This window comes from Bradyrhizobium huanghuaihaiense, from assembly GCF_025200885.1.
Taxonomy (GTDB): Bacteria; Pseudomonadota; Alphaproteobacteria; order Rhizobiales; family Xanthobacteraceae; genus Bradyrhizobium; species Bradyrhizobium huanghuaihaiense.
Genome location: NZ_CP104172.1, coordinates 4598167 through 4619030, shown reverse-complemented (window position 1 = coordinate 4619030; position 20864 = coordinate 4598167). Strand labels below are relative to the sequence as shown.

Here is a 20864-nt window from a genome sequence, read left to right as displayed (position 1 = left end):
GGGGCACGGGAACCGGGTCGCATCGAGCGACGGGGAGTGAAACGTCGGTGAGGGTCCGGAAGGAACGCGCTGCACCGCAGCACGCACCATCGCCTTTTCCGGTCTTTCTTGCAATTTCAGATATTTGCGGGGGGATGGACGAAGATTTCCCAATCCCTCCCCGGAGAAGAATATTCCTCCGCCGGGGGTATCAGCCTCCCGCCCGGCTCACCGCATCTGCAACCAGGGCAGCACAATCAAGAGCAGGCCGGCGAAATAGAGCAGCCCGAAGATCAGCCCGAAGCCCCAGAACTGGCCCTTCCCGATATAGCCGCTGCCGAAATACATCGGCGCGGGGCCCGTCGCGTAAGGCGAGATCACGCCCATCAGGCCGAGCGAATACATGCAGAGCATGGCCAGCGTCGTGACCGGCAGGTCGGGGATGCCTGATCCGACCGCGAGCACCACCGGCAGCACGGCGGCCGCATGCGAGGTGATGCTCGAGAAGAAATAGTGGATCCAGAAGAACAGCGCGACCAAGAGCAGCATCGCGGTCGACGGCGACAGCCCCGCGAGCGGTTTTGCGTATTCGGTCGCGAACCATTTGATGAATCCGATCTCGTTGAGGCCCGAGGCCAGCGTCAGCAGCGAGGTGAAATAGAAGAATACCTCCCAGGCGCTCTTCTCGCTGACGATGTCGGCAAACTCGATCACGCCGGTGACCAGCATCAAGGAGATCACGATGAACACGACGGTGGTGGCGTTGACGAAGTTCGAGCCGAGCACGGGCACGTGGATGTCAGGGCTCGAGCCCGCGATCCACAGGAACATCGCGAGCACGATCAGCGCCAGCATGATCCATTCGTTGCGCGACATCGGCCCCATGGCCGACAATTCTTTCGCCGCCCATTCGGAGATCTCCGGGCTGCGCTTCACCTCCGGGCGGCACACGAGATAGCTGAGCAGCGGCACGAGCACCATCAGGAGGATGCCGAGCGGCGCGAAGCCGATGAACCACTGGCCCCAGCTCACCTCGACCCCGGCGGTCTTCTTGGCGATCGCCAGCGCTGCCGCGTTGGGCGCGAGCGCGGTGAAGAACAGCGAGCTGGTGATCGCGGTCGCGGCGAAAGCCGTCCACATCACATAGGTGCCGATCTTGCCGGCGGTCGGTCCGGGCTCCGAGCCGTAGATGCGGGGAATGTTGCTGATGATGGGATAGACGATGCCGCCGCTGCGCGCGGTGTTGGAGGGCGTTGCCGGCGCCAGCAGGAAATCCGACATGGCAACCGCGTAGCCGAGGCCGAGCGTGTTGCGGCCGAGCCGCTGCACCAGCACCAGCGCGATGCGCCGGCCGAGCTGGCTCTTGCGGTAACCGATCGAGAACACGAAGGCGCCGACGATCAGCCACACCGTGCTCTCGGCAAAACCCGCCAGCATCCAGCGCAGCGATTTGCCGGGATCGGGATCGATATAGCCGGCGACGCCGGCGACCGTCAGGCCGATGAAGCCGACCGCGCCGACCGGCATCGATTCCAGGATGAGCCCGGTGATGACGGCCGCGAAAACGGCAAAATAGTGCCACTGATTGACGTTGAGCCCCGTGGGCACGGGCCACAGATAGATCGCCAGCCACACCACGAGCGGCGCGATCAGCTTCCAGCGAAACCCTTTTGCTTCAGGCGCCTGCGAACCAGCGGCCATGGGCCCTCCCCTCGATTGCCGTCACATCGTGCGCCCGTTGGCCGGGCCGTTTTTGTCCCAGCTCGGCGTATACGAACTGTCTGCAGCGCGATCAATGGCCAGACTCGGGTTCTGTCGCTCCGCGCCCGATTTTCCGTAGGCTCACAAATGCCCGGTGCGCCGATGCTCCGGCTCACTGCCGTGGACCGGAAACCGGATGGTGGTGCCGACGGTGATCCAGTTGGCGTTCTCGCCGGTGATGTTGCGGCCGTAGATCACGTCGACGGAGAATATCTCGTTGGGCCGGTAGCGCACACCGGTCTGGAAGCGCGGTTGCACGACGCTCGCGGTCTCGGCGGTGCCGGCCTGCCCAAACGTCTCGATCGTCCATTCCAACGTGTCCGTGAACTTCCAGTCGAAGCCGATGCCATAGGTGAAATAGTGATGGTCCACCGTGCGGTCCCACAGCCAGCCGGCGTTGACGTTGATACGCGTCGTCTCGGACAGGCGGTAAGTCGCAGGTATGACGGCAAAGGCGGTCAGCGCCTCGCCGGTCGCCACGTCGAATGATCCACCGCCATAGGCCGACAATCCCCAGCGGCCGACGCCGGTCGGGATGAAATTAGTCTTGGCCTTGGGCGCAACCGTCGTGCTCCAGTCGCCATCGCTGCGGCCACGGATGGTCTGCATGCTCAGTTCGATCGGCCTGAAGGGATCGACGACGCAGGAGGGATTGGCGACCGCCAGGAAATCGGTGTTGCTCGCCGCCGACATCCAGCTTTCGACCTTGCAGGAGCCGACCTCGGAGATGTCGGCGGCATCCACCGCATAGGCGCCATTCGCCGCGTGCGCATCCCGTGCCGCAAGTGCGACAAGCGCCGCAATTGCAGCGGTTATTCCGGTTCGTCCAGCCAAGCCCATGGCACGATGTTAGCAGAGTCTTCGCCTCGACAAGGCCCGGATTCTGGGACTATCTTCGCGCCATGAGCGAGCATCATCACGACCACGATCACGACCATTCCGAATTGTCCGAGACCGAGCTGCGCGTGCGCGCGCTCGAGACGATCCTGACCGAAAAAGGCTATGTCGAGCCGGCCGCGCTCGATGCCATCATCCAGGCCTACGAGACCAAGATCGGCCCGCATAACGGCGCGCGCGTCGTCGCCAAGGCCTGGACCGATCCTGACTTCAGGAAGGCGCTGCTGGAGGATGGCTCCAAGGCGATCGGCACGCTCGGTCATGTCAGCCGCGTCGGCGATCATCTCGTCGTGGTCGAGAACACGCCGGAGCGGCACAACATGGTCGTGTGCACGCTGTGCTCCTGCTACCCCTGGGAAATGCTGGGGCTGCCGCCGGTGTGGTACAAGGCCGCGCCCTACCGCTCGCGCGCGGTGAAGGATCCGCGCGGCGTGCTCGCCGATTTCGACGTCAGCTTGCCGAAGGACATGGAAATCCGGGTCTGGGACTCCACAGCCGAGACCCGCTTCCTGGTGCTGCCGATGCGCCCCGCGGGCACCGAAGGATGGAGCGAGGAGCAGCTCGCCGAGCTCGTCACGCGCGATTCCATGATCGGCACCGGCTTTCCCAGGACGCCGGGAGCACCGTCATGAACGGCGTGCACGACATGGGCGGCATGGACGGGTTCGGCAAGGTCGAGCCCGAGCCGAACGAGCCGATGTTTCACGAGGAATGGGAGTCGCGCGTGCTGGCCATGGTGCGCGCGATGGGCGCGGCCGGCGCCTTCAACATCGACACCTCGCGCTTCTATCGCGAGACGCTGCCGCCGCACGTCTATCTGTCGAGCTCCTACTACAAGAAATGGTTTCTCGGGCTCGAGGAGATGCTGATCGAGAAGGGCTACCTCACAAGGGAGGAGGTCGCTGCCGGTCACGCGATGCAACCGGCCAAGGCACTCAAGCACGGCAAGTTCGATCTCACCCAGGTCGAGCGCATCATGGTGCGCGGCAAGTTCGCCCGCCCTGCTCCGGCGGCGGCAAAATTCAACATCGGCGACCGCGTCCGCGCCAAGAACATCCATCCGGCGACGCACACGCGGCTGCCGCGCTATGTCCGCGGCCATGTCGGCGTGGTCGAGTTGAATCACGGCTGCCACGTGTTCCCGGATTCGGCGGCGATGGAGCTCGGCGAGAATCCGCAATGGCTCTACACCGTCGTGTTCGAGGGGCGCGATCTCTGGGGCGAGGACGGCGATCCGACGCTGAAGGTCTCGATCGACGCGTTCGAGCCTTATCTGGATCCGGCGTAATGAGTGGTAGCGCTGCTGCCGCCGCGACGGCGGCCATTCCAAGCATTCCCCGTGACGACGACGGCCCGGTGTTCCGCGCGCCATGGGAGGCGCATGCGTTCGCGATGGCGTTGACGCTCCACGAGCGTGGTGTGTTCACCTGGCCGGAATGGGCCGCAGCCTTGGCCTCCGAGATCAAGCGCGCGCAGGCCGCCGGCGATCCTGATACGGGCGAGACCTACTATCTGCACTGGCTCGCCACGCTGGAAGGCCTCGTCGCGCGGAAAGGCGTCGCCTCGATGGACACGCTGCACCGCTATCGCGACGCCTGGGACCACGCCGCGGATCGCACGCCCCACGGCAAGCCGATCGAGCTCAGGGACGAGGATTTTCGGTAGGCCTTCGCCATCGCCGTACTGTAGCCAGTCGCTCCGCCGTCATCCTGAGGTGCGAGCCTTGCGATGCCCAGCATCGCAAGGTGAAGCCTCGAAGGATGGGCTCCAAGCGCGCTTGCGGCCCATCCTTCGAGGTGCGCAAGAGCGCGCACCTCAGGATGACGACGCTGGGCGTGGCGCTACCTCCCCGCCATACTCCCGCCACCCCTTCGCCCGCAGGCTGCACGCCGGGCACTCCCCGCACCCATATCCCCAGTCGTGCTGCGCGCCGCGTTCGCCGAGATAGCAGGTGTGGGACTGCTCGCGAATGAGGTCGACCAGCCCGTCGCCGCCGAGATCATGCGCCAGCTTCCAGGTCGCGGCCTTGTCGATCCACATCAGCGGCGTGTGCAGCTCGAAGGGCCTCGCCATGCCGAGCGAGAGCGCGGCCTGCATGGCGCGGATGGTCTCGTCGCGGCAATCGGGATAGCCGGAATAGTCGGTCTCGCACATGCCGCCGACGATGTGGGTGATGCCGCGCCGGTAAGCCAGGGCGGCGGCGAAGGTGAGGAACACGAGGTTGCGGCCCGGCACGAACGTGTTGGGCAGGCCATCGGCCCCCATCGCGATGGCGACGTCGCGCGTCAGTGCCGTCTCCGACACCGCCGCCAGCGTCGGGATCGACAGCGTATGGCTCTCGCCGAGCTTTGCGGCCCAATCGGCGCGGAGGCCCTTGATGCCGTCGAACAGCCGGTCGCGGCAGGCGAGCTCAATGGCGTGGCGCTGGCCGTACTCGAACCCCAGCGTCTCCACGCGGGCAAAGCGGTTCAGCGCCCATGCAAGGCAGGTGGTGGAATCCTGGCCGCCGGAAAACAGCACCAGCGCGGTTTGCGAGGAAAATGCGTCACTCATGGCCCGCGCTTTAGCACTGCGCACCCCGCCCGCCAATCGGTGGAAATCGGCCTGTTCCGTATGCCGGCGCTGGGAACGGCGGGCCGCTTTTGGCATAACGCTTTGGACCCAGGAGACCGCCCCGCAATGACCCCTTCCCGCGACATTTCCCGCCTGATCGAGATCATGGCGGCACTGCGTACGCCGGTGACCGGCTGCCCCTGGGACCTCGAGCAGGATTTTTCGACGATCGCGCCCTACACGATCGAGGAGGCCTATGAGGTGGTCGATGCCATCACCCGCGGCGATCTCGACGATCTCAGAGAGGAGCTCGGCGATCTCCTGCTCCAGGTCGTGTTCCACGCCCAGATGGCTGAGGAGCGGAACGCCTTTGCCTTCGGGGACGTGGTCGAGGCCATCACGCGGAAAATGATCCGCCGTCATCCCCATGTCTTCGCCGACAAGGACGGCAACCTCGCCCCGCACCACGTCAAGGAAGTCTGGGACCGCATCAAGGCGGAGGAGAAGGCCGAGCGCGCCGCACGCCGGCCGCCGGAGGAGACGCCGACGCACAAGTCGCTGCTATCGGGCGTGAAGACCGGCCAGCCCGCTTTGACCCGCGCCATGGAGCTCCAGCGCAAGGCTTCCACCGTCGGCTTCGACTGGAATGACCCGCGCGCGGTCCTGCAAAAGATCCGTGAGGAAGCCGACGAGATCGAGGCCGCGCTCGACCGCAACGACAAGCAGGAGATCGCCGAAGAGACCGGCGATTTGATGTTCGCCCTCGTCAACCTCGCCCGCCATGTCGACGCCGATCCGGAAGCCGCGTTGCGCGCGACCAACGCGAAGTTCGAGCGACGGTTTGCGTTCATCGAGCGCGCGCTGGAGGCACAGGGCCGGACGCTCGAGCAGGCGTCGTTGGCGGAGATGGACGCGCTGTGGAATGCGGCGAAGGGCGAGGCGCAACAGCTAACGACAGCTGAGAGAAGCAACCAGGCCCGCCGCTAACCCCGCCGTCGTCCCGGCGAAGGCCGGGGAGGCAATTTGGCGAAGACTTGGGGTTATGTGTGGGGCGGTACGAAGACCGAACAACCTTGATGGATCACGCGGGATGGATCCCGGCCTTCGCCGGGACGACCAAACTGATCGATCAAGCCACGCGCGGCACGGCGTCGAACCTGTTCACCACGATATCCCGCTTGGTCTCATCCACCCGCACGGTCATGTCGAAGCGGCCGTCGTGCAGCTCCTTGGCCAGCACCTCCGAATTGCGGTGCAGCCAGGAGATGCCGGCGCCGTCGGCGGCGTCGATGGAGAGATCGAGCGTGGTGCGCTTGGCGGCTAACCGTTCCTCGATCGCGGCAAGCAGTGCGTCGATGCCCTCGCCCGACACGGCGGAAACGAGCATCGCCGGATGATCCTCCGGCCGGCGCGCGGCGATGTTCAGAAGCTCTTCGCGCTGCTGGACGTCGTAACGGTCGATCTTGTTCCAGACCTCGATGATGCGGCCTGAGTCATCGGGATTGATGCCGAGCTGGCGCAGCACCGCGTCGACGTCGCTTTGCTGGGCCTCGGCATCCTCATGCGAGATGTCGCGCACATGCAGGATGACGTCGGCCTCAAGCACCTCCTCCAGCGTGGCGCGGAAGGCGGCGACGAGCTGGGTCGGCAGGTTGGAGATGAAGCCGACGGTGTCGGACAGCATCGCCTTGCCGCCATGCGGCAGGTTGAGCGCGCGCAGCGTCGGGTCGAGCGTTGCGAACAGCATGTCGGCGGCCTGCACGTCGGCGCGGGTCAGGCGGTTGAACAGCGTCGATTTGCCGGCGTTGGTGTAGCCGACCAGTGCCACGACGCGATACGGCACGCGCTGGCGGCCGGCGCGATGCAGCCGCCGCGTCGCCTGCACCTTCTTCAGCTCGCTCTCGAGCTTGGTGATGCGCTCCTGGATCAGGCGGCGGTCGGCCTCGATCTGGGTCTCGCCCGGACCGCCCATGAAGCCGAAGCCACCGCGCTGGCGTTCGAGATGGGTCCAGGATCGCACCAGGCGCGAGCGCTGGTAGTTGAGATGCGCGAGCTCGACCTGGAGCGAGCCCTCCTTGGTCTTGGCGCGGCGGCCGAAGATTTCTAGGATGAGCCCGGTGCGGTCGAGCACCTTGGCGTGCAACTCCTTCTCGAGATTGCGCTGCTGGATCGGCGCCAGCGCGCAATCCATCACCACGAGCTCGACGTCGAGGCTCTTGGCCAGCGCGGCGATCTCCTCGACCTTGCCCTTGCCGATATAGGTGGCGGGCCTGATCTGGCTGATCGGCGCGATGATCGCATCGGCAATGACGAGGTCGATCGCGCGCGCGAGGCCCGCGGCTTCATCAAGCCGGGCCTCGGCGTCGCGTTGGACATGACTTTCCGATTGCGCGTCGGCACTTCCCGCGCGCACTCGCAAATAGGGACCGATGACAAGCACCCGCCCCGTCTGCTTAGCCCCTGCCGACCGCGGACGGTCGGCGTCCCCGTCGAAATTCCGGGGTTCCAATCAGATCACTCTCAAGCCGGCTGATCCTCGCCGCCTTCGAACAACTGGATGGGCGCGCCCGGCATGATGGTCGAGATCGCATGCTTGTAGACAAGCTGCGAGTGACCGTCGCGCCGAAGCAGCAAACAGAAATTGTCGAACCAGGTCACGATGCCCTGGAGCTTCACTCCGTTGACCAGAAAGATCGTCAGTGGCGTCTTGGTTTTGCGAACGTGATTAAGGAAGGTGTCCTGCAGGTTTTGTGCGCGGTCTGCCGCCATTGTTTTTTTCTCGCTTTGAGTTTCTTTTTATTGCGCCGGATGCGGCCCTCTTTGTGAAATTCGGGGCCTCCTCCGGTTGCCGCTCCTCATGAGATCCCCCTCGGAGGAACAGCGGTTCGATTAGAGGACAGGTCGGGTTATTAGGCAAGCCGCTTCACGCGGCAGCCCGTGCTCTATTGCCCCGAAAAACTACGGAAATCGATGATTTTCCTCGTTTATCCCTGACGAGCGGCCGCGATGTCGCGGCGTTTTCTGTATGCCGACCGGTATCCACTTCACTCGGAACGTTTCAGCCGACGCCGAGCGCCTTCAGCTTGCGATGCAGTGCCGACCGTTCCATGCCAACGAACTCAGCCGTTCGAGAAATATTTCCTGAAAAACGGCTGATCTGTGCAATCAAATAGTCGCGCTCGAATACTTCGCGCGCCTCGCGCAGCGGCAGGCCCATGATGTGCTCGCCATTGTTGCTGGTCGGCATCGCCGGCACCATCGAGCCGACGTCCTGCGGCAGCATGTCGGCGGTGATGATGACCTCCGGGCCGCCGGCGGCCAGAATCATGACTCGTTCAACATTGTTGCGGAGCTGGCGCACATTGCCGGGCCAGACATGCGATTGCAGCACCGCCATCGCGTCCTGCCCGATCTGGCGCTTGGGCAGGCCGCTGCCGGCCGAGATCTGCTCCATGAAGTAGTCGATCAACTCCGGAATGTCCTCGCGCCGTTCCGACAGCGCGGGCACGCGGATCGGGACCACCGAGAGGCGGTGATAGAGATCCTCGCGGAAAGTGCCCGCGGCAATCTCCTCCTCGAGGTTGCGGGCGGTGGAGGAGATGATGCGGACGTCGACCTGCACCTTGCCGGTGCCGCCGACGCGCTGGAACGACTGCTCGACCAGCACGCGCAGGATCTTGTTCTGGGTCTCGCGCGGCATGTCCGCGATCTCGTCGATGAACAGCGTGCCGCCATGCGCCTCTTCGAGCGCGCCCGGCTTGCGCGGCTGCTCGCCGTTGGACTGCTCGATGCCGAACAGCTCGTGCTCCATCCGCTCGGGCGTGATCGCGGCGGCGTTGATGACGACGAAGGGACCGTCGGCGCGGCCCGAGGCCGCATGCAGCGTGCGTGCGGTCAGCTCCTTGCCGGCGCCGGCGGGGCCGACGATCAGGATGCGGCTGTTGGCCTTGGCGGCGCGCTCGATGGTCTGGCGGAGCTGGTTCATGCTGGGCGAGCGGCCGACGAGCTGGCTGGCGCTCGGCGCGAGCTGCTTCAGCTCCTTGACCTCGCGCTTGAGCCGCGAGTTCTCCAGCGCGCGATTGGCGACCAGGATCAGGCGGTCGGCCTTGAACGGCTTCTCGATGAAGTCGTAGGCGCCGCGCTTGATCGCGGCCACCGCGGTCTCGATATTGCCGTGGCCCGAGATCATGACGACCGGGAGATCGGCATTGTCCTTTTTGACCTGCTCCAAGAGCTGCAAGCCGTCGAGCTTGGAGCCCTGCAGCCAGATGTCGAGGAACACCAAATGCGGCCTGCGATTGGCGATCTCGGCGAGCGCCGAGTCGCTGTCGCGTGCGGTCCTTGTGACGAACCCCTCGTCTTCGAGAATGCCCGCGACGAGATCCCGAATATCGGCTTCGTCATCGACAATCAGAATTTCACTAGCCATGGGTCGCGCCTGTCTTGTCAGCTGCCTGTTGAGGCTTCGATTTTCGTTGAATCATTGGTCTTTTCGTCCGGCTCTTTGGTTCCGGCCGCCGGCTCTTTTGTTTCCGGCGCCATGTCCTTGACCGGATCGCTGGCTTGTGCTCCGGCCGCGTCCTTCGCCGTCTCGGGCGTGGCTACCTTCACCGCTTCCTTGGCCGGCGCCTGCTCGGCTCCCTCGGCCTTCTTGGCCTGGCCGGAAATCGCAAAGCGCATGCGCATCCAGGCGCCGCGCTGGCCTTCGCGGAAGTCGGAGGCGTCCTTCAGCTCGATGCGCCCGCCATGGTCTTCCAGCACGCGGCCGACGATCGCAAGGCCAAGGCCGGTGCCCTTGGCGCGCGTGGTCACATAGGGCTCGAGCAGCCGCGAGCGCGCGACCTTGGGCAGGCCGATGCCGTTGTCGATCACGTCGATCAGCACGTCGTCGCCGTCGCGCGACACCACGACGTCGATGCGGCCTTTGCCGAGCTCCTCCGGCGGGACCTGCTCGATCGCCTCGGTGGCGTTCTTGACGATGTTGGTGACCGCCTGCGAGATCAGCCGCCGGTCGAACTGGGCCCGGAGCGGGTCCTCCTTGAACTCGGCTTCGATATCGAGCTCGGGATGAGCGACCTTCATCAGGAACACCGCCTGCCGCACGGTGTCGGCGACATCCTCGCCCTCCATCACGGGCTTCGGCATCCGCGCAAAGCGCGAGAACTCGTCGACCATTCGCCTGATGTCGTCGACCTGGCGCACGATGGTGTCGGTGCACTGGTCGAATATCTGCTTGTCCTTGGCCTCGGTGATGTCCTTGCCGAACTTGCGGCGGATGCGCTCGGCGGAGAGCTGGATCGGCGTCAACGGGTTCTTGATCTCGTGGGCGATGCGGCGCGCCACGTCGCCCCAGGCCGAGGTACGCTGTGCCGAGACCAGCTCGGTGATGTCGTCGAGCGTGATGATGTAGCTGTCGTGCGGCTGGTTCTTCTCGGCGCTGACGCGGACCGAGAGGTTGCGCTCGGCGCCGTCGCGGGTGATCGTGATCTGGCCCTGCACCAGGCGCTGGGTCCCTTCCCGCGCCGTCTTCATCATCTCGTCGAGCTCGGGCAGGACGTCCGAGAGCGGATGGCCGAGCGTCTCGGCTTCGGAGTGCCCGATCAGCTTCTCGGCGGAGCGGTTGAGAATGCCGACGCTGCCCGAGGTATCGACGCCGATGATGCCGGCGCTCGCCGAGGACAGCACGGCCTCGATGAAGCGGCGACGGCTGTCGATGAGATCGCTGGCATTGACGAGCTCGTCGCGCTGGCTGCGCAATTCCTGCGTCATCTTGTTGAAGGTCTCGCCCAGCTGGGCGAGGTCGCCTTCCGACTGGTCTACCGGCACCTTCACATGGAGATCGCCGGTCGAAACCGTATGGGCCGCGTTCATCAGCCGCCGGATCGGCGCCACCAGCGAGTTGGCGAAGTTCAGCCCGATCAGCACCGAGGCCATCAGGATGGTCAGCGCGATCACCGCGAACATCAGTGCGAAGGCGACCTGGATGCCGAGCCGTCGCGACTCGATCTGGGCATATTCGGCGACGCTGACCTCGGTCTGCTTGAGCTGGTTCACCACATTCGGGTCGAGCGGCCGCGCGACGTAGAGGAAGGTGTCGTTGAAGGCACGCAGGCGGATCACCGCGGCGACGAAGCTCGCATCGGGCAGCACCGCGATCTCGGGCTCGTTCTCGTTGACGTTGCTGAGGAAGTCCGGTGCCGGCGGCGAATAGGCCAGCCGCATGCCGGTGTCGGCAGATTCCAGGATGTTGGTGTTCTTGTCGATGATCATCGCGCCCGGCAGATTGCGGGAGCTGGCGCTGGCGGTCAGCATCTCGCGGAATGAGCGCCGGTCCTGGTCGTAGAGCGGCCTCGCATGCGCGATGTCGTTGGCCATGCCGAGAATGTCGCCGCGGATCAGCTGCGCATGGTCCTGCATGTAGGCGCGCGCGATGTTCAGCGAGTTCTGGATGACCTCCTTGGTCGGCCCCGAGAACAGCCGGTCGAGGCCGCGCTCGAGGGTGACGTTGGCGACGACGGAGACCAGCACCGCCGGCAGCACCGCCACGATCGAGAACAGGCTGACGATCTGGACATGGAGGCGCGCCGCCGCCCTGCCCCGCCGCCGCGCCAGGATGAGCTGCCAGAGCTCGCGGACGATAATCCCGACCAGCAGCAGGATCGTGCCGGCATTGATCAGGTAGAACGAGCGGACCACCTCCGGCGTCGGGTCGATCCGCGTCAGGCCGGTCAGGACCAGGAAGGTCAGCAGGCCCGACAGCAGCGCGAGCGCCACGGCAAAGGGCGCCAGCCAGCGTCGCGGCGACCAGCGTCGCGGCTCTTCGGCTGGGGCCGTGTCAAAGGATGCGGCCGAGGTATCTGCGCTGGTCATTCCGACAATGGTGCTGAAAACGGGTCCGCGGCGGGCGGAGACTGATGTATTCGTACCACATTGTTGCCGAGACACTACAGTGTCAATTAGTCACGTAATCTCAGTAGCTTACCGAATTCAACTTCTTCTTTTGGCCACGATTTACCAAAATGGAGCAGTCGGGATTCGACAGTCGTCGACGAGTTCGGGCGACTGTCTCACTTCAGCGAAATCGTGATCTGGCTGATGTTGGCTGCGAGCTCCAGGCCCGCCTTTGGACCCTGCAACACGAGGGTCACACCCTTTTCGTTGCGCAGCTGAACGCCGTTGATGCCGCCAACCAGAGCGAGGCCGCCGCCGACGGAACTGTACGTCCCGGCAAAGTCGGCGACGTCCCGGATCCCCGACGCCCGTCCCTCGAACCGGCCAACGCTCGCGCCGGCAGTGATGCCCAAGCTCAGGCCGCCGACGGTGAAGGGATAGTTCCGGCCGCGATAGTTCAACACGCCGCTGCCCGCACCGCCGCCGACCAGAAGGCCCGCCTTGACGAACTTGACGCGGACGTGACCGCTCGCCTGCGCGAAGGAAGGCGTGGCCGGCATCGCAAGCAGGACGAGCACCAGCGCCGCGAGGCCGGCTGCGATGGCGCGCAGGACGCGGACCGGCCTAGGGCTTCTCGGCATCGACTTTCTTCCACGTCTGGTCGGGATCGAACAGCGTCATGCGCGGCGCGACGAAATCGGTCCGCGTGCCAAGATCCTTCTGGTAGACGGTGCCGGCATGGTTGACCAGAAAGGTCATCACGCCGGAATTGCCGTACTCCGCGGGCCAGGCGATCAGCGCATAGCCGCCGATCATCTTGCCCTTGACGACATAGTTGAGCGCTCCGCCGGGCGCGTTGGAGCCCTGGCCCTTCAGAATGTGGAAGTAGTAACCGTGATAGGGCGCCGGCTCGTCGCCCGCGCCTTGCTTGTAGCCCTCGGCCGCAGCCTCCGCGACCAGCGCGCCGAGTGGACTGGGATCGGCATCATCACGCCAGAACAGGCCGTCCTTCTTGCCGGCCGTGGAGAGGAAGCGCTGCGCGTAGACGCCTGCGCCCTCGCCGCGATCCTTGTCGGCATATTCGTTCTGCGCGTCGACATAGGCCAGCGCGGTCTGGATCGCATCGAGCTCGTTACGGCCGATGCGGCGGCGAAGCACCTCGATGCGGCCTTCGTCGGTGTCGAATTCCCAGCCGGTTTTGGTGTTGACCAGCGGAATCGGGAACGGGAAGTCGTCCGGTCCGAGCAGCAGCGTGGCCGTCTTGTTGCCTTCGGCCTTGATCGCGTGCTTGGCCTCATACATCGAGACGAACCGCGCGCGTATGTCGGCGTCGGCGACCTCGTCGCCGGACGAGACGATGTCGTCCGCCGCCCTGCCCAGCACTTTCAGGAGGTCGCGCGGACCGCTCTTGGCCGCAGCAGCGAGTGCAGCGGCCGCGTCCTCCGGCGTCTTGTAGGATTCCTGCGCCTGCGACACCGATCCCAGAAGCGCCAGCACCATGATGCCCGGCAGTACCGCGCGACAAAGCGACATCAGACCGATCATGGCGCGACCTCCGCAGGAATCTTCGCGCCACCGGCGAGCCAGTCGCTGTAGGTGCGGAATTTCAGACCAAGCTTTTCGTAATGGACGCGCAGATAGCCGTCGCTGCCGCGGGTCACCGCATCAGGCATGACGCTTTCAACCTCCTGCGCCATGACGCCGACATAGGCCTTGTCGCTGCCGATATAGCTGAAGCGATAATAGCCGAGGCCGTTGCCGAGATGTCCAAGCAGCGCGATGTCGTGCTTCAGCGCGATATCCGAGCGCCGGCCACCACCGCCGCCGCCGCGTCCGCCTCCTCCAAAGCCGCCACCTCCGCCACCACGCATTGCCATTCCGCCCCCGCCACCGCGTCCGGCAAAGCTCGGCCCACCGCCGCCACCGCGCGGCATGCTCGCCATGCTGGCGCGACCGCGCGCCGACGCTGCAGCCGCCGACCGACCGGAGGAAACGTTCATCGCGCCGCCGCGATTGCCGCCGCCGCCGCGATTGGCCGCACCGCCGCCGGCTCGGTTCGCAGCCTTTGCACGATCTCCGCCACCCTTGGCGCGGTCACCCCCGCCTTTGGCGCGGTCACCGGCACCGGCACGATCGCCGCCGCCGGGCCGGTCGCGCGTCCCTGCACTGGGGCGATCCCCGGCGCCAGGACGATCGCCGCGATTGCCGGCGCGATCACCGGGGCCGCCACGATCGCCTGCACGATCGCCCGCGCGGTCTCCGGCACCCTGGTTCGGACGGAGCACCTGATTGCCGTCACGACCGCGGAAATCCATCCGGTCCGATACGCCGGCCTTCAGATTGTTGTTGCCGAAGCGCTGCTGAACATTGGTGTTGTTGTAGCGCACACCCTGGCGATGCGTCGGATTGTGCTGCCAGCCGTTGGCGATGTTGGTGGTGCGATGATTGACGTAGACGTTGCGGTTGCCCCAGTTGCAGCCGCCGCCCCAGTAATTGCCCCAGCGTCCGATCGCCCAGGCCGTGCCGAAGGCGAGGCCGGCGGCAACCACGCCGGCGCCGATATAGGAGGGATAGCCCCAGTAATACGGCGGATATTCCGCGTAGGGCCAGGTGCCGTAGACCGTCGCCGGGTCGTAGTATGGCACGTACATCTCTGCAGGATCGGCCTGCTGGATGACGACGACCTGCTTGCCTTCCTGCGACTGGACGCTGACCTTCTGCTGCTTGGTGGTCACCAGCTTCTTGTTGTCATAGGCCTTGTTGCGCAGGCGCTGGATCGCATCCATCACGTCGGGCTGCTGGGCGAGAAAGGCATCACCCAGCTTCTGGGTCCAGTCGAGCTTGTCGCTCATCATGGAAAGAACTTCGGCCGTGCTCGCGAGCGCCTTGACGCTGTCGTCCCAGCCCTGCTTGTCGACCTCGGTCTTCAGCGCATCGCCCTTCAGCGTCTTGCGTTCCTTCAGCCAGCGGTCGGCCTGCACCACTTCGAGCGGATAGGTCGAAGCGGCCAAAACGTTGGCGAGCAGCTCGTCGGGATAGAGCGCGATCGGTGCAACCAGGGCCTCGAGCTGTTCCGGCTTCAACAGCTCGGCAGCCGGTACTTGCGCGGTTGCAGGCTGCGCCTGCGTGCTCGGCGTCGCCGGCTTGTCCGCCGTCTGGGCAATTGCCGCAGCCGGCATCGCCAGCATCAGCGCAATTGCCATCAGGGTCTTGCCGCAGCGAGACATTCCACCCTCCATCCAACATTCCGACCGCGAAGATCGGGGCCACGGCATGGGCGTTTGTTGATCGAGATCAACGAAACGGGAGCCGCCGCTTCTGTTGCAACGCGAGACCAAGGCGTCACTCGATCAGCTCGGCCTCCATCAGGAGCCGGCTCGGTACCGTCAACCCAAGCGCATTGGCGGCCTTCATGTTGATGACGAGCTCGAACTTGCTGGCGAATTGCACCGGAAGCGTGCGGATGTCCGCACCCCGCAGGATGCGATCGACATAACCGGCACCATCGCGAAACTGCTGGGTCAGATCGGCACCGTATGACATCAGGCCACCATTGGCGGCGTAGAAGCGGACCGCGAAGATGGCCGCCACCCGGCGCTGTGCCAGCAAGGGAATCGTCATCGCGCTCTGTGCGCCGAAGAAGCCGCCGTCCGGCAACACGACAAGGCCGGCTCCATTGCGCGCCGCCGCCTCGATCACCCCCGCGATGTCGGCTCCGCTCCGAACGCTCGCGCCGGCGATCTTCATGCCGAGACGGCCTTCCATCTGGTGCGCGGCATCGATGTAGAATGGCGCATAAGGTGCCGAGTCCGGATTGAACAGAACCGCGGCGTGAGTCATGCCGGGCACCATGTCCTTGAGCAGGCTAAGCCACTTCCCGCTCATCGAGTGCTCGTAGAGCGAGAAGCCGGTCAGATTTCCGGTCGGTCGCGCCAGATTGGCAACCAGACCGGTCCCGACCGGATCGGAGAGCCCGACGAAGACGATCGGAATTCTCTGGGTCGCATCGCGCAGTGCCCGGGTCGTGCCTGTGCTGGTCGCAAACAGGACGTCCGGCATGGTGGCGACGAGCTCGAGTGCCTCCAGTTTCTGCCGCGCCGGATTGGGACCCGGCCAGCGTATTTCGAGCCGATAGTTCTGGTTGGCAATCCAGCCGCGATCGGCCAGCCCCTGCTGGAACGCATCGACTCGCATCTGGGCACCGGGATCGCCCGCAACATTGCCGGTCAGCACGCCCACCGACGGCATCGACTGCCACGGTGCCCTCTCCTGCCCTCGCGCGGAGACCGGAAACACAGCCGCAGCGCCAAGCAGAGCCATGAACTCGCGGCGTCTCATGATCAAACCACCACCCCCACCATGCCCGCGTCCAGCCCGGCCATGACGCAACCGCGAAAGGAAACGGCCTCAGCGGGCTGAAGGTTTGATCGAGATCAACATACCGCTGTCAGCGAATGAGCGGCAGCCTGATCGTGAACAGGGCTCCGCCCGACGGCTGGTTCTCGGCGGCGATCGTGCCGTGATGGGCCTCGATGATAGTCTTCACGATCGCAAGTCCCATTCCCATTCCTTGCGGCTTGGTCGTGAAGAACGGATTGAAGACGTTTGCGAGATCCGCGGAAGCAATGCCTGGACCGGTGTCGGAAATCCTGATCTCGGCCTGGCTGCCGGCCCGCATGGTCGACACGGCGATGTCGCGCTTTTTCATGTCGGCGTCCGAGACTGCATCCATCGCATTGATGATCAAATTGAGCACGACCTGCTGAAGCTGCACGGGATCGCCCTTGACGTGCAGATCCGCGAGCACGGGCATGTAGGCCAGCGCGATGCGGCGTCCATCGGCGACGGCGCTCACCAGCCCGATCGCCTCCCGCACCGTGTCGTTCAGCTCGATATCCCTGACCTCGAACGGGGTCTTCTTCAGGACGCTGCGCAGCCTGCGGATCACCTCGCTCGCCCGCTGGTCATCCCGTCTGATGTCGGCGAGGATCTGCCGGATCTCGTCGATATCGGGCGGGGCGGCCCTGAGCATGAGCTCCGCCGTCTCGGCGTTGGTCAGGATGGATCCGAGCGGCTGGTTCAATTCATGCGCGATCGAGGTCGTCAGCTCGCCAACGGCCGAGTACCGGGTGACGTGGGCGAGCTCCGCCAGCCGCTGGCGCGATTCCACTTCAGCGAGCCGGCGGCGGCGGCGCTCATGCAGCAGCCCGCTGATGAGCCCGGCCTGCACCAGGAACACGGCCGAGATCATCAGCATCTGCCAGCGATAGCGCTCCCAGATGTTCGGTTCGCGAAACAGGATTTCGCTGCCGGGAGGCAAGCGGCTCTCGCTGATGCCCCAGCGCTGCAATTCGCGCCAATCATAGCGCGGCGGCGCGAAGCCGAGCGGCTCATAGGTGATGCTCGAAGGTTTTGCGCCTCCGAGAACGCGGAGAGCGACGCTGACGGTCCTCGAACTCGTTTCCGCGACCGAATGCATGGGGCCGCCGACGGTGCTGCCGCCGAAGAACGGGTCCTGGTAGGAAAAGATCGGCGCATTCGCAACCGCGTGCAGGCTGCGCAGGGCGATGTCGCTCTCGTGGACGATCCCGGCTGCGTCAACCGACATCAGGCCCCAGAACAGCACCGTGTGCGGGGGAAGACTCGATGCACGTTTCAGGATCTCCTCGAATGACAGGTCCGAATACCAGATCAGCTCCAGCCGCCCGCCCATGGGCTTCAGCTCGCGTTTCACCTCCTCCATCCAGAACTTCTCGAGCGGCGAGGCACCGATCACGATTGCGACCGCCCTGGTATCCGGCAGCAGCTGAAGGATGTTGGCGAATGCAGCCGTGAAATCGTTGCGGATCGCCACGACGACGTCGTTGTCGGTAAGATCGGCACGGTCGATCAGCCGGTACTCGACCGCGGAAAGAATCAACGGCGTGTTGGGGAACAATCTTGCGCGGTATCTCTGCGCAAACCGGGCGGCAGGCGCACCAATGGTCAACACGATATCGGGCAACGATCCCTGGTAGAGCGATTGCAGATATTCGACGAAGGGCGCCTCGGGACCAGGATTATTGAACCGCGCCGTCAGCAGCGCATGCTCCTGTATGTCGAGTGGCCACGGCGATTGCCGCTCGAGCTCGGCCTTGATGTCGCGTGCGTATTCGCTCCACGGCCGAAACTCGCGGCCAAAGGAATGCAGCAAGAGCACACGCTTGAGCTCACCGCGCAGGCTCCGCTCGACACCACTTGCCTGATCTGGCGACATGCACGCGGCGACGAACAAGCCCAGGCAGAACAGCACGGCAGGCCATGACCTGACCGAGTCAGAGGACATGCGTCCGCTCAGCTCCAATCCCTGCAGCTTCCGGTGGCTGCTTTCCGGACAATTCTAGCGGTAATCGTCGCGCACGGACAGTCCGTGAGAGCACGTCTCGGCAGCGTGTGGTGATGCGTCCGTAGGCATAGCTCATCGGCACGAACGAACGTCCCGCCCTCGCCTGCGCCTCTGCGCGGCGGGGCGTGCCATTCCAGGACAATCCCGCGGCAAATGTGCAGCGCGTCGCTAGGAGGCCGGGCAACGGAAATAGCGGATCTCCATGTCCTCCATGCCCGGGAACAGCCGGATGATGCTGTTTGCGTCCAGCTCCTTCAGGCTCAACTGAATGCTGGAGAGCATTATGTCGGTCGCGCAGGCTGCAATCAGATTGACGTTCGGACCGTTGTCCTTCCTTGCCTTGATCCGGCAGCGCGCGAATTTTCCGACGATTTGATCTCCGTCGACGATGAAGCCGCCGCCATAGACGTCCGACATGTCGGTGAAGCCGAGCTGCGCGCCGTTGCGCGCGAACACCTTGCTGCAATTGTCGGCATCGCCGGCCCAGGCGCCGTTGAGGTCGAGAGCCTCGGCGCTGGCGGCCGCAAAGACCAGCGAGATCAACGTCGCGCCGAGTGTCACCAATTTCCGTGAAGCCATGTGATCCGTCCTTTTCTCACCGTTCAATGGCCACTCAGCACGAGTGTCTGGATCGGCAGCAACAGCGCCTGGATCCGCAGCAACATCGCGTGCACGAGGCCAACGCCGTCCACGACGTGCAGTGCGATCTTCCGGCTGGTCGGCGTGTCCTTGGCCGAGATTTCCTCGTGGTTGCTGGTGTAGGCGTTGACGATACAGCTCGAGCCCGGCGTCACGCCCTCGAGCCCGCCTTTGTAGAGCGGCTCCAGGAACACGAGGATCGTGCCGGGACGAACGGCGTTCTGCGCTTCCAGCAATTGCTCGCCGGACCGGAATTGGCCGGCTGCGATGTAGTCCTGGACGGTCGTGATCACCATCGGGATGATCACCCACGGCTTGGAAATGCAGGTCGCCTCCGCCACCATGCCGGTCTGCATCACCTGCGCCTCGATCTGGCCGAAGCCGGCCTGGAGAATCTTTCGGCCGGCCTCTTCCGGAATCAGGACGCCGGCCGGGCGCATCAGCTGGTTGACGACATCGCCGGGGCGAACCAGGAACTGCTCGACCCGCCCGTCAACGCCGGCACGGACGAGCGTCTTGTCGAGATCGACCTGGGCCTGGTCGAGCGCGGCCGCCGCGCTGGCCTTTTGAGCCGGCAGCAGGGTGGAGATCTGCAAGGATGCGGATTGCTTGGCGGCGGTGGCGGCATCGACACCGGCCTGGCGCTGATCGACCAGGACCTGGAGCTTCTCGATATCACGCTGCGGAACGATGCCGGGGTTGCGGCGCTGGAGTTCGCTCTTAACCTCGAGCTCGTCCTTGGCCTGCTGGTAATTGGCCTTCGCCTCCGCGATCTGCGCCTCGGCCTTGGCCACGTCGGCCTCCGCCGCCTGCATGGCGGCATCGACCTCTGCAACTTTTCGCTTGGTCGTCTCGAATGCAGCCTGCTGCTTCGAGCTGTCGAGCGTAAACAGCACGTCGCCCTTCTTGACCGGTGCGCTGAAGCCGACCTTGACCTCGGCAACACGGCCCGAGCCTTCGGGAAGGATGGGCACCGTGCGGAAGTACAGCGTCGCCGACGACGTCGACGGGTGGAAGTAGAAGATCATCGTGATCAGCGACACCGTCAGCATCAGGCAGGCGGTGATGCCCCAGCGCAGCTCGTACCAGACCGAGAAGAAGGTGATCTCCTTGCCGAAGCGTTTGCCCTGGACGTAACGGCGGTAGAGATAGTCGGGCAGGATCGTCAGCAGCGAGCAGAACATCAGCTCAAACATGGCTGTGCTCCTTCTCCTTGGCGGGTCCCGGCTTGTCTGCCGGAGGCGGCGGCGCCGCAGCCTCGACCGGGACATCGCCGCCATCGGTCGCCGGCGTCGCGTCGGCAATCTTCTCGACAGAGCCGGCTATGCTGCGCAACGGCGTGCCGAAGTCGGGCAGATCGATCAACGCGAGCAGGAGACCCGCGACCCAGAAAATGTGCATGTGCGTGAACAGCGAGATCAGGCCGAGCACGGCGACGAGCTCGAACTGCAGCTTCTGCGACTTGTGCGCCATCCGCTCCGGCAAGCTATGCAGCTTCCAATAGAGCGTGCCGACCCAGAGCACGGTGCCGATCAGGAACACGCCCATCACCACCATGAGCGGATCGGTGCCGCTTCCCGGCGCGAGATAGAACGGCAGATGGTGCGGAGCCATCGGATGAAGCTGGTCGCTCAAACGTCTCTCCCGTCAGCGGAAGGTCCACTTGCGGCACTGTGTTCGGGCCGCTTCCAATTTGCTTGATTTGAATCAAGAGAACGCCCGTTGCCGGACATAGCGTCCCGGGAACTGAATACACAAT

At 64.8% G+C, this 20864-nt stretch carries 19 protein-coding genes; 4 read left to right on the top strand and 15 right to left on the bottom strand.

The features are described 5' to 3' along the window. Positions 1–207: 207 nt before the first annotated feature. Both N2603_RS22060 and N2603_RS22055 read right to left on the bottom strand, forming a co-directional pair. Positions 208–1680 carry a DASS family sodium-coupled anion symporter gene (locus N2603_RS22060; protein WP_018641931.1) on the bottom strand — a complete coding sequence of 491 codons (1473 nt, stop codon included), beginning with the start codon at positions 1678–1680 and terminating at the stop codon, positions 208–210. 141 nt (positions 1681–1821) lie between these two features. After that, a complete protein-coding gene (locus N2603_RS22055) occupies positions 1822–2580 on the bottom strand; it encodes a hypothetical protein (RefSeq protein ID WP_260424003.1) in 759 nt (252 codons plus the stop codon). Between the two features lie 62 nt (positions 2581–2642). Between N2603_RS22055 and nthA the strand changes: the two genes are divergently transcribed. From nthA to N2603_RS22040, 3 genes are read left to right on the top strand one after another with little or no spacing between them, the layout of a single operon-like run. Further along, the gene (gene nthA / locus N2603_RS22050; protein WP_260424002.1) at positions 2643–3269 is read left to right on the top strand and encodes a nitrile hydratase subunit alpha; all 627 of its coding nucleotides are present in this window, start codon (positions 2643–2645) and stop codon (positions 3267–3269) included. After that, the gene (gene nthB / locus N2603_RS22045; RefSeq protein ID WP_018641929.1) at positions 3266–3925 is read left to right on the top strand and encodes a nitrile hydratase subunit beta; all 660 of its coding nucleotides are present in this window, start codon (positions 3266–3268) and stop codon (positions 3923–3925) included. The genes nthA and nthB overlap by 4 nt, the downstream gene beginning before the upstream one ends. Continuing rightward, positions 3925–4302, top strand: a complete 378-nt coding sequence (locus N2603_RS22040) for a nitrile hydratase accessory protein (protein WP_260424001.1) — start codon at positions 3925–3927, stop codon at positions 4300–4302. Before nthB ends, N2603_RS22040 begins: the two co-directional genes overlap by 1 nt. Before the next feature lie 150 nt (positions 4303–4452). On the opposite strand, the gene queC is transcribed toward N2603_RS22040, so the two are convergent. Then, positions 4453–5190: a 7-cyano-7-deazaguanine synthase QueC gene (queC, locus tag N2603_RS22035; RefSeq protein WP_260424000.1), complete on the bottom strand. Its 738-nt coding sequence runs from the start codon at positions 5188–5190 to the stop codon at positions 4453–4455. A 126-nt stretch (positions 5191–5316) separates the two neighbouring features. On the opposite strand from queC, the gene mazG reads away from it, so the two are divergent. Further along, positions 5317–6177, top strand: a complete 861-nt coding sequence (gene mazG, locus N2603_RS22030) for a nucleoside triphosphate pyrophosphohydrolase (RefSeq protein WP_260423999.1) — start codon at positions 5317–5319, stop codon at positions 6175–6177. A gap of 142 nt (positions 6178–6319) precedes the next feature. On the opposite strand, the gene hflX is transcribed toward mazG, so the two are convergent. From hflX to N2603_RS21970, 12 genes are all read right to left on the bottom strand, one after another. After that, entirely contained in the window at positions 6320–7699 is a 1380-nt protein-coding gene (hflX, locus tag N2603_RS22025; protein WP_260423998.1) for a GTPase HflX, read from the bottom strand. An 11-nt stretch (positions 7700–7710) separates the two neighbouring features. Continuing rightward, entirely contained in the window at positions 7711–7959 is a 249-nt protein-coding gene (hfq, locus tag N2603_RS22020; RefSeq protein ID WP_007591126.1) for an RNA chaperone Hfq, read from the bottom strand. A gap of 289 nt (positions 7960–8248) precedes the next feature. Continuing rightward, positions 8249–9619 (bottom strand): nitrogen assimilation response regulator NtrX, encoded by a 1371-nt coding sequence (gene ntrX / locus N2603_RS22015; RefSeq protein WP_018641924.1) that lies wholly within the window; start codon positions 9617–9619, stop codon positions 8249–8251. 17 nt (positions 9620–9636) lie between these two features. After that, on the bottom strand, positions 9637–12060 hold the full coding sequence (locus N2603_RS22010) for a sensor histidine kinase NtrY-like (protein WP_260423997.1): 2424 nt from the start codon (positions 12058–12060) through the stop codon (positions 9637–9639). Between the two features lie 197 nt (positions 12061–12257). Continuing rightward, the gene (locus N2603_RS22005) at positions 12258–12722 is read right to left on the bottom strand and encodes a hypothetical protein (RefSeq protein ID WP_260423996.1); all 465 of its coding nucleotides are present in this window, start codon (positions 12720–12722) and stop codon (positions 12258–12260) included. Beyond that, positions 12706–13626: a DUF2950 domain-containing protein gene (locus tag N2603_RS22000; protein ID WP_260423995.1), complete on the bottom strand. Its 921-nt coding sequence runs from the start codon at positions 13624–13626 to the stop codon at positions 12706–12708. The genes N2603_RS22005 and N2603_RS22000 overlap by 17 nt, the downstream gene beginning before the upstream one ends. Beyond that, the gene (locus N2603_RS21995; protein WP_260423994.1) at positions 13623–15308 is read right to left on the bottom strand and encodes a DUF3300 domain-containing protein; all 1686 of its coding nucleotides are present in this window, start codon (positions 15306–15308) and stop codon (positions 13623–13625) included. Before N2603_RS21995 ends, N2603_RS22000 begins: the two co-directional genes overlap by 4 nt. 115 nt (positions 15309–15423) lie before the next feature. Then, positions 15424–16419 carry an ABC transporter substrate-binding protein gene (locus N2603_RS21990; RefSeq protein WP_260423993.1) on the bottom strand — a complete coding sequence of 332 codons (996 nt, stop codon included), beginning with the start codon at positions 16417–16419 and terminating at the stop codon, positions 15424–15426. Between the two features lie 109 nt (positions 16420–16528). Continuing rightward, the gene (locus N2603_RS21985; RefSeq protein ID WP_260423992.1) at positions 16529–18406 is read right to left on the bottom strand and encodes a sensor histidine kinase; all 1878 of its coding nucleotides are present in this window, start codon (positions 18404–18406) and stop codon (positions 16529–16531) included. Positions 18407–18634: 228 nt separating this feature from the next. After that, positions 18635–19045, bottom strand: coding sequence for a hypothetical protein (locus tag N2603_RS21980; protein WP_260423991.1), 411 nt, complete (start codon positions 19043–19045; stop codon positions 18635–18637). Positions 19046–19068: 23 nt separating this feature from the next. Then, complete coding sequence (locus N2603_RS21975; RefSeq protein ID WP_260423990.1) at positions 19069–20301, bottom strand: HlyD family secretion protein; 1233 nt, start codon at positions 20299–20301, stop codon at positions 19069–19071. Next, positions 20294–20719 (bottom strand): hypothetical protein, encoded by a 426-nt coding sequence (locus N2603_RS21970; RefSeq protein WP_260424231.1) that lies wholly within the window; start codon positions 20717–20719, stop codon positions 20294–20296. Before N2603_RS21970 ends, N2603_RS21975 begins: the two co-directional genes overlap by 8 nt. Positions 20720–20864 lie beyond the last annotated feature (145 nt).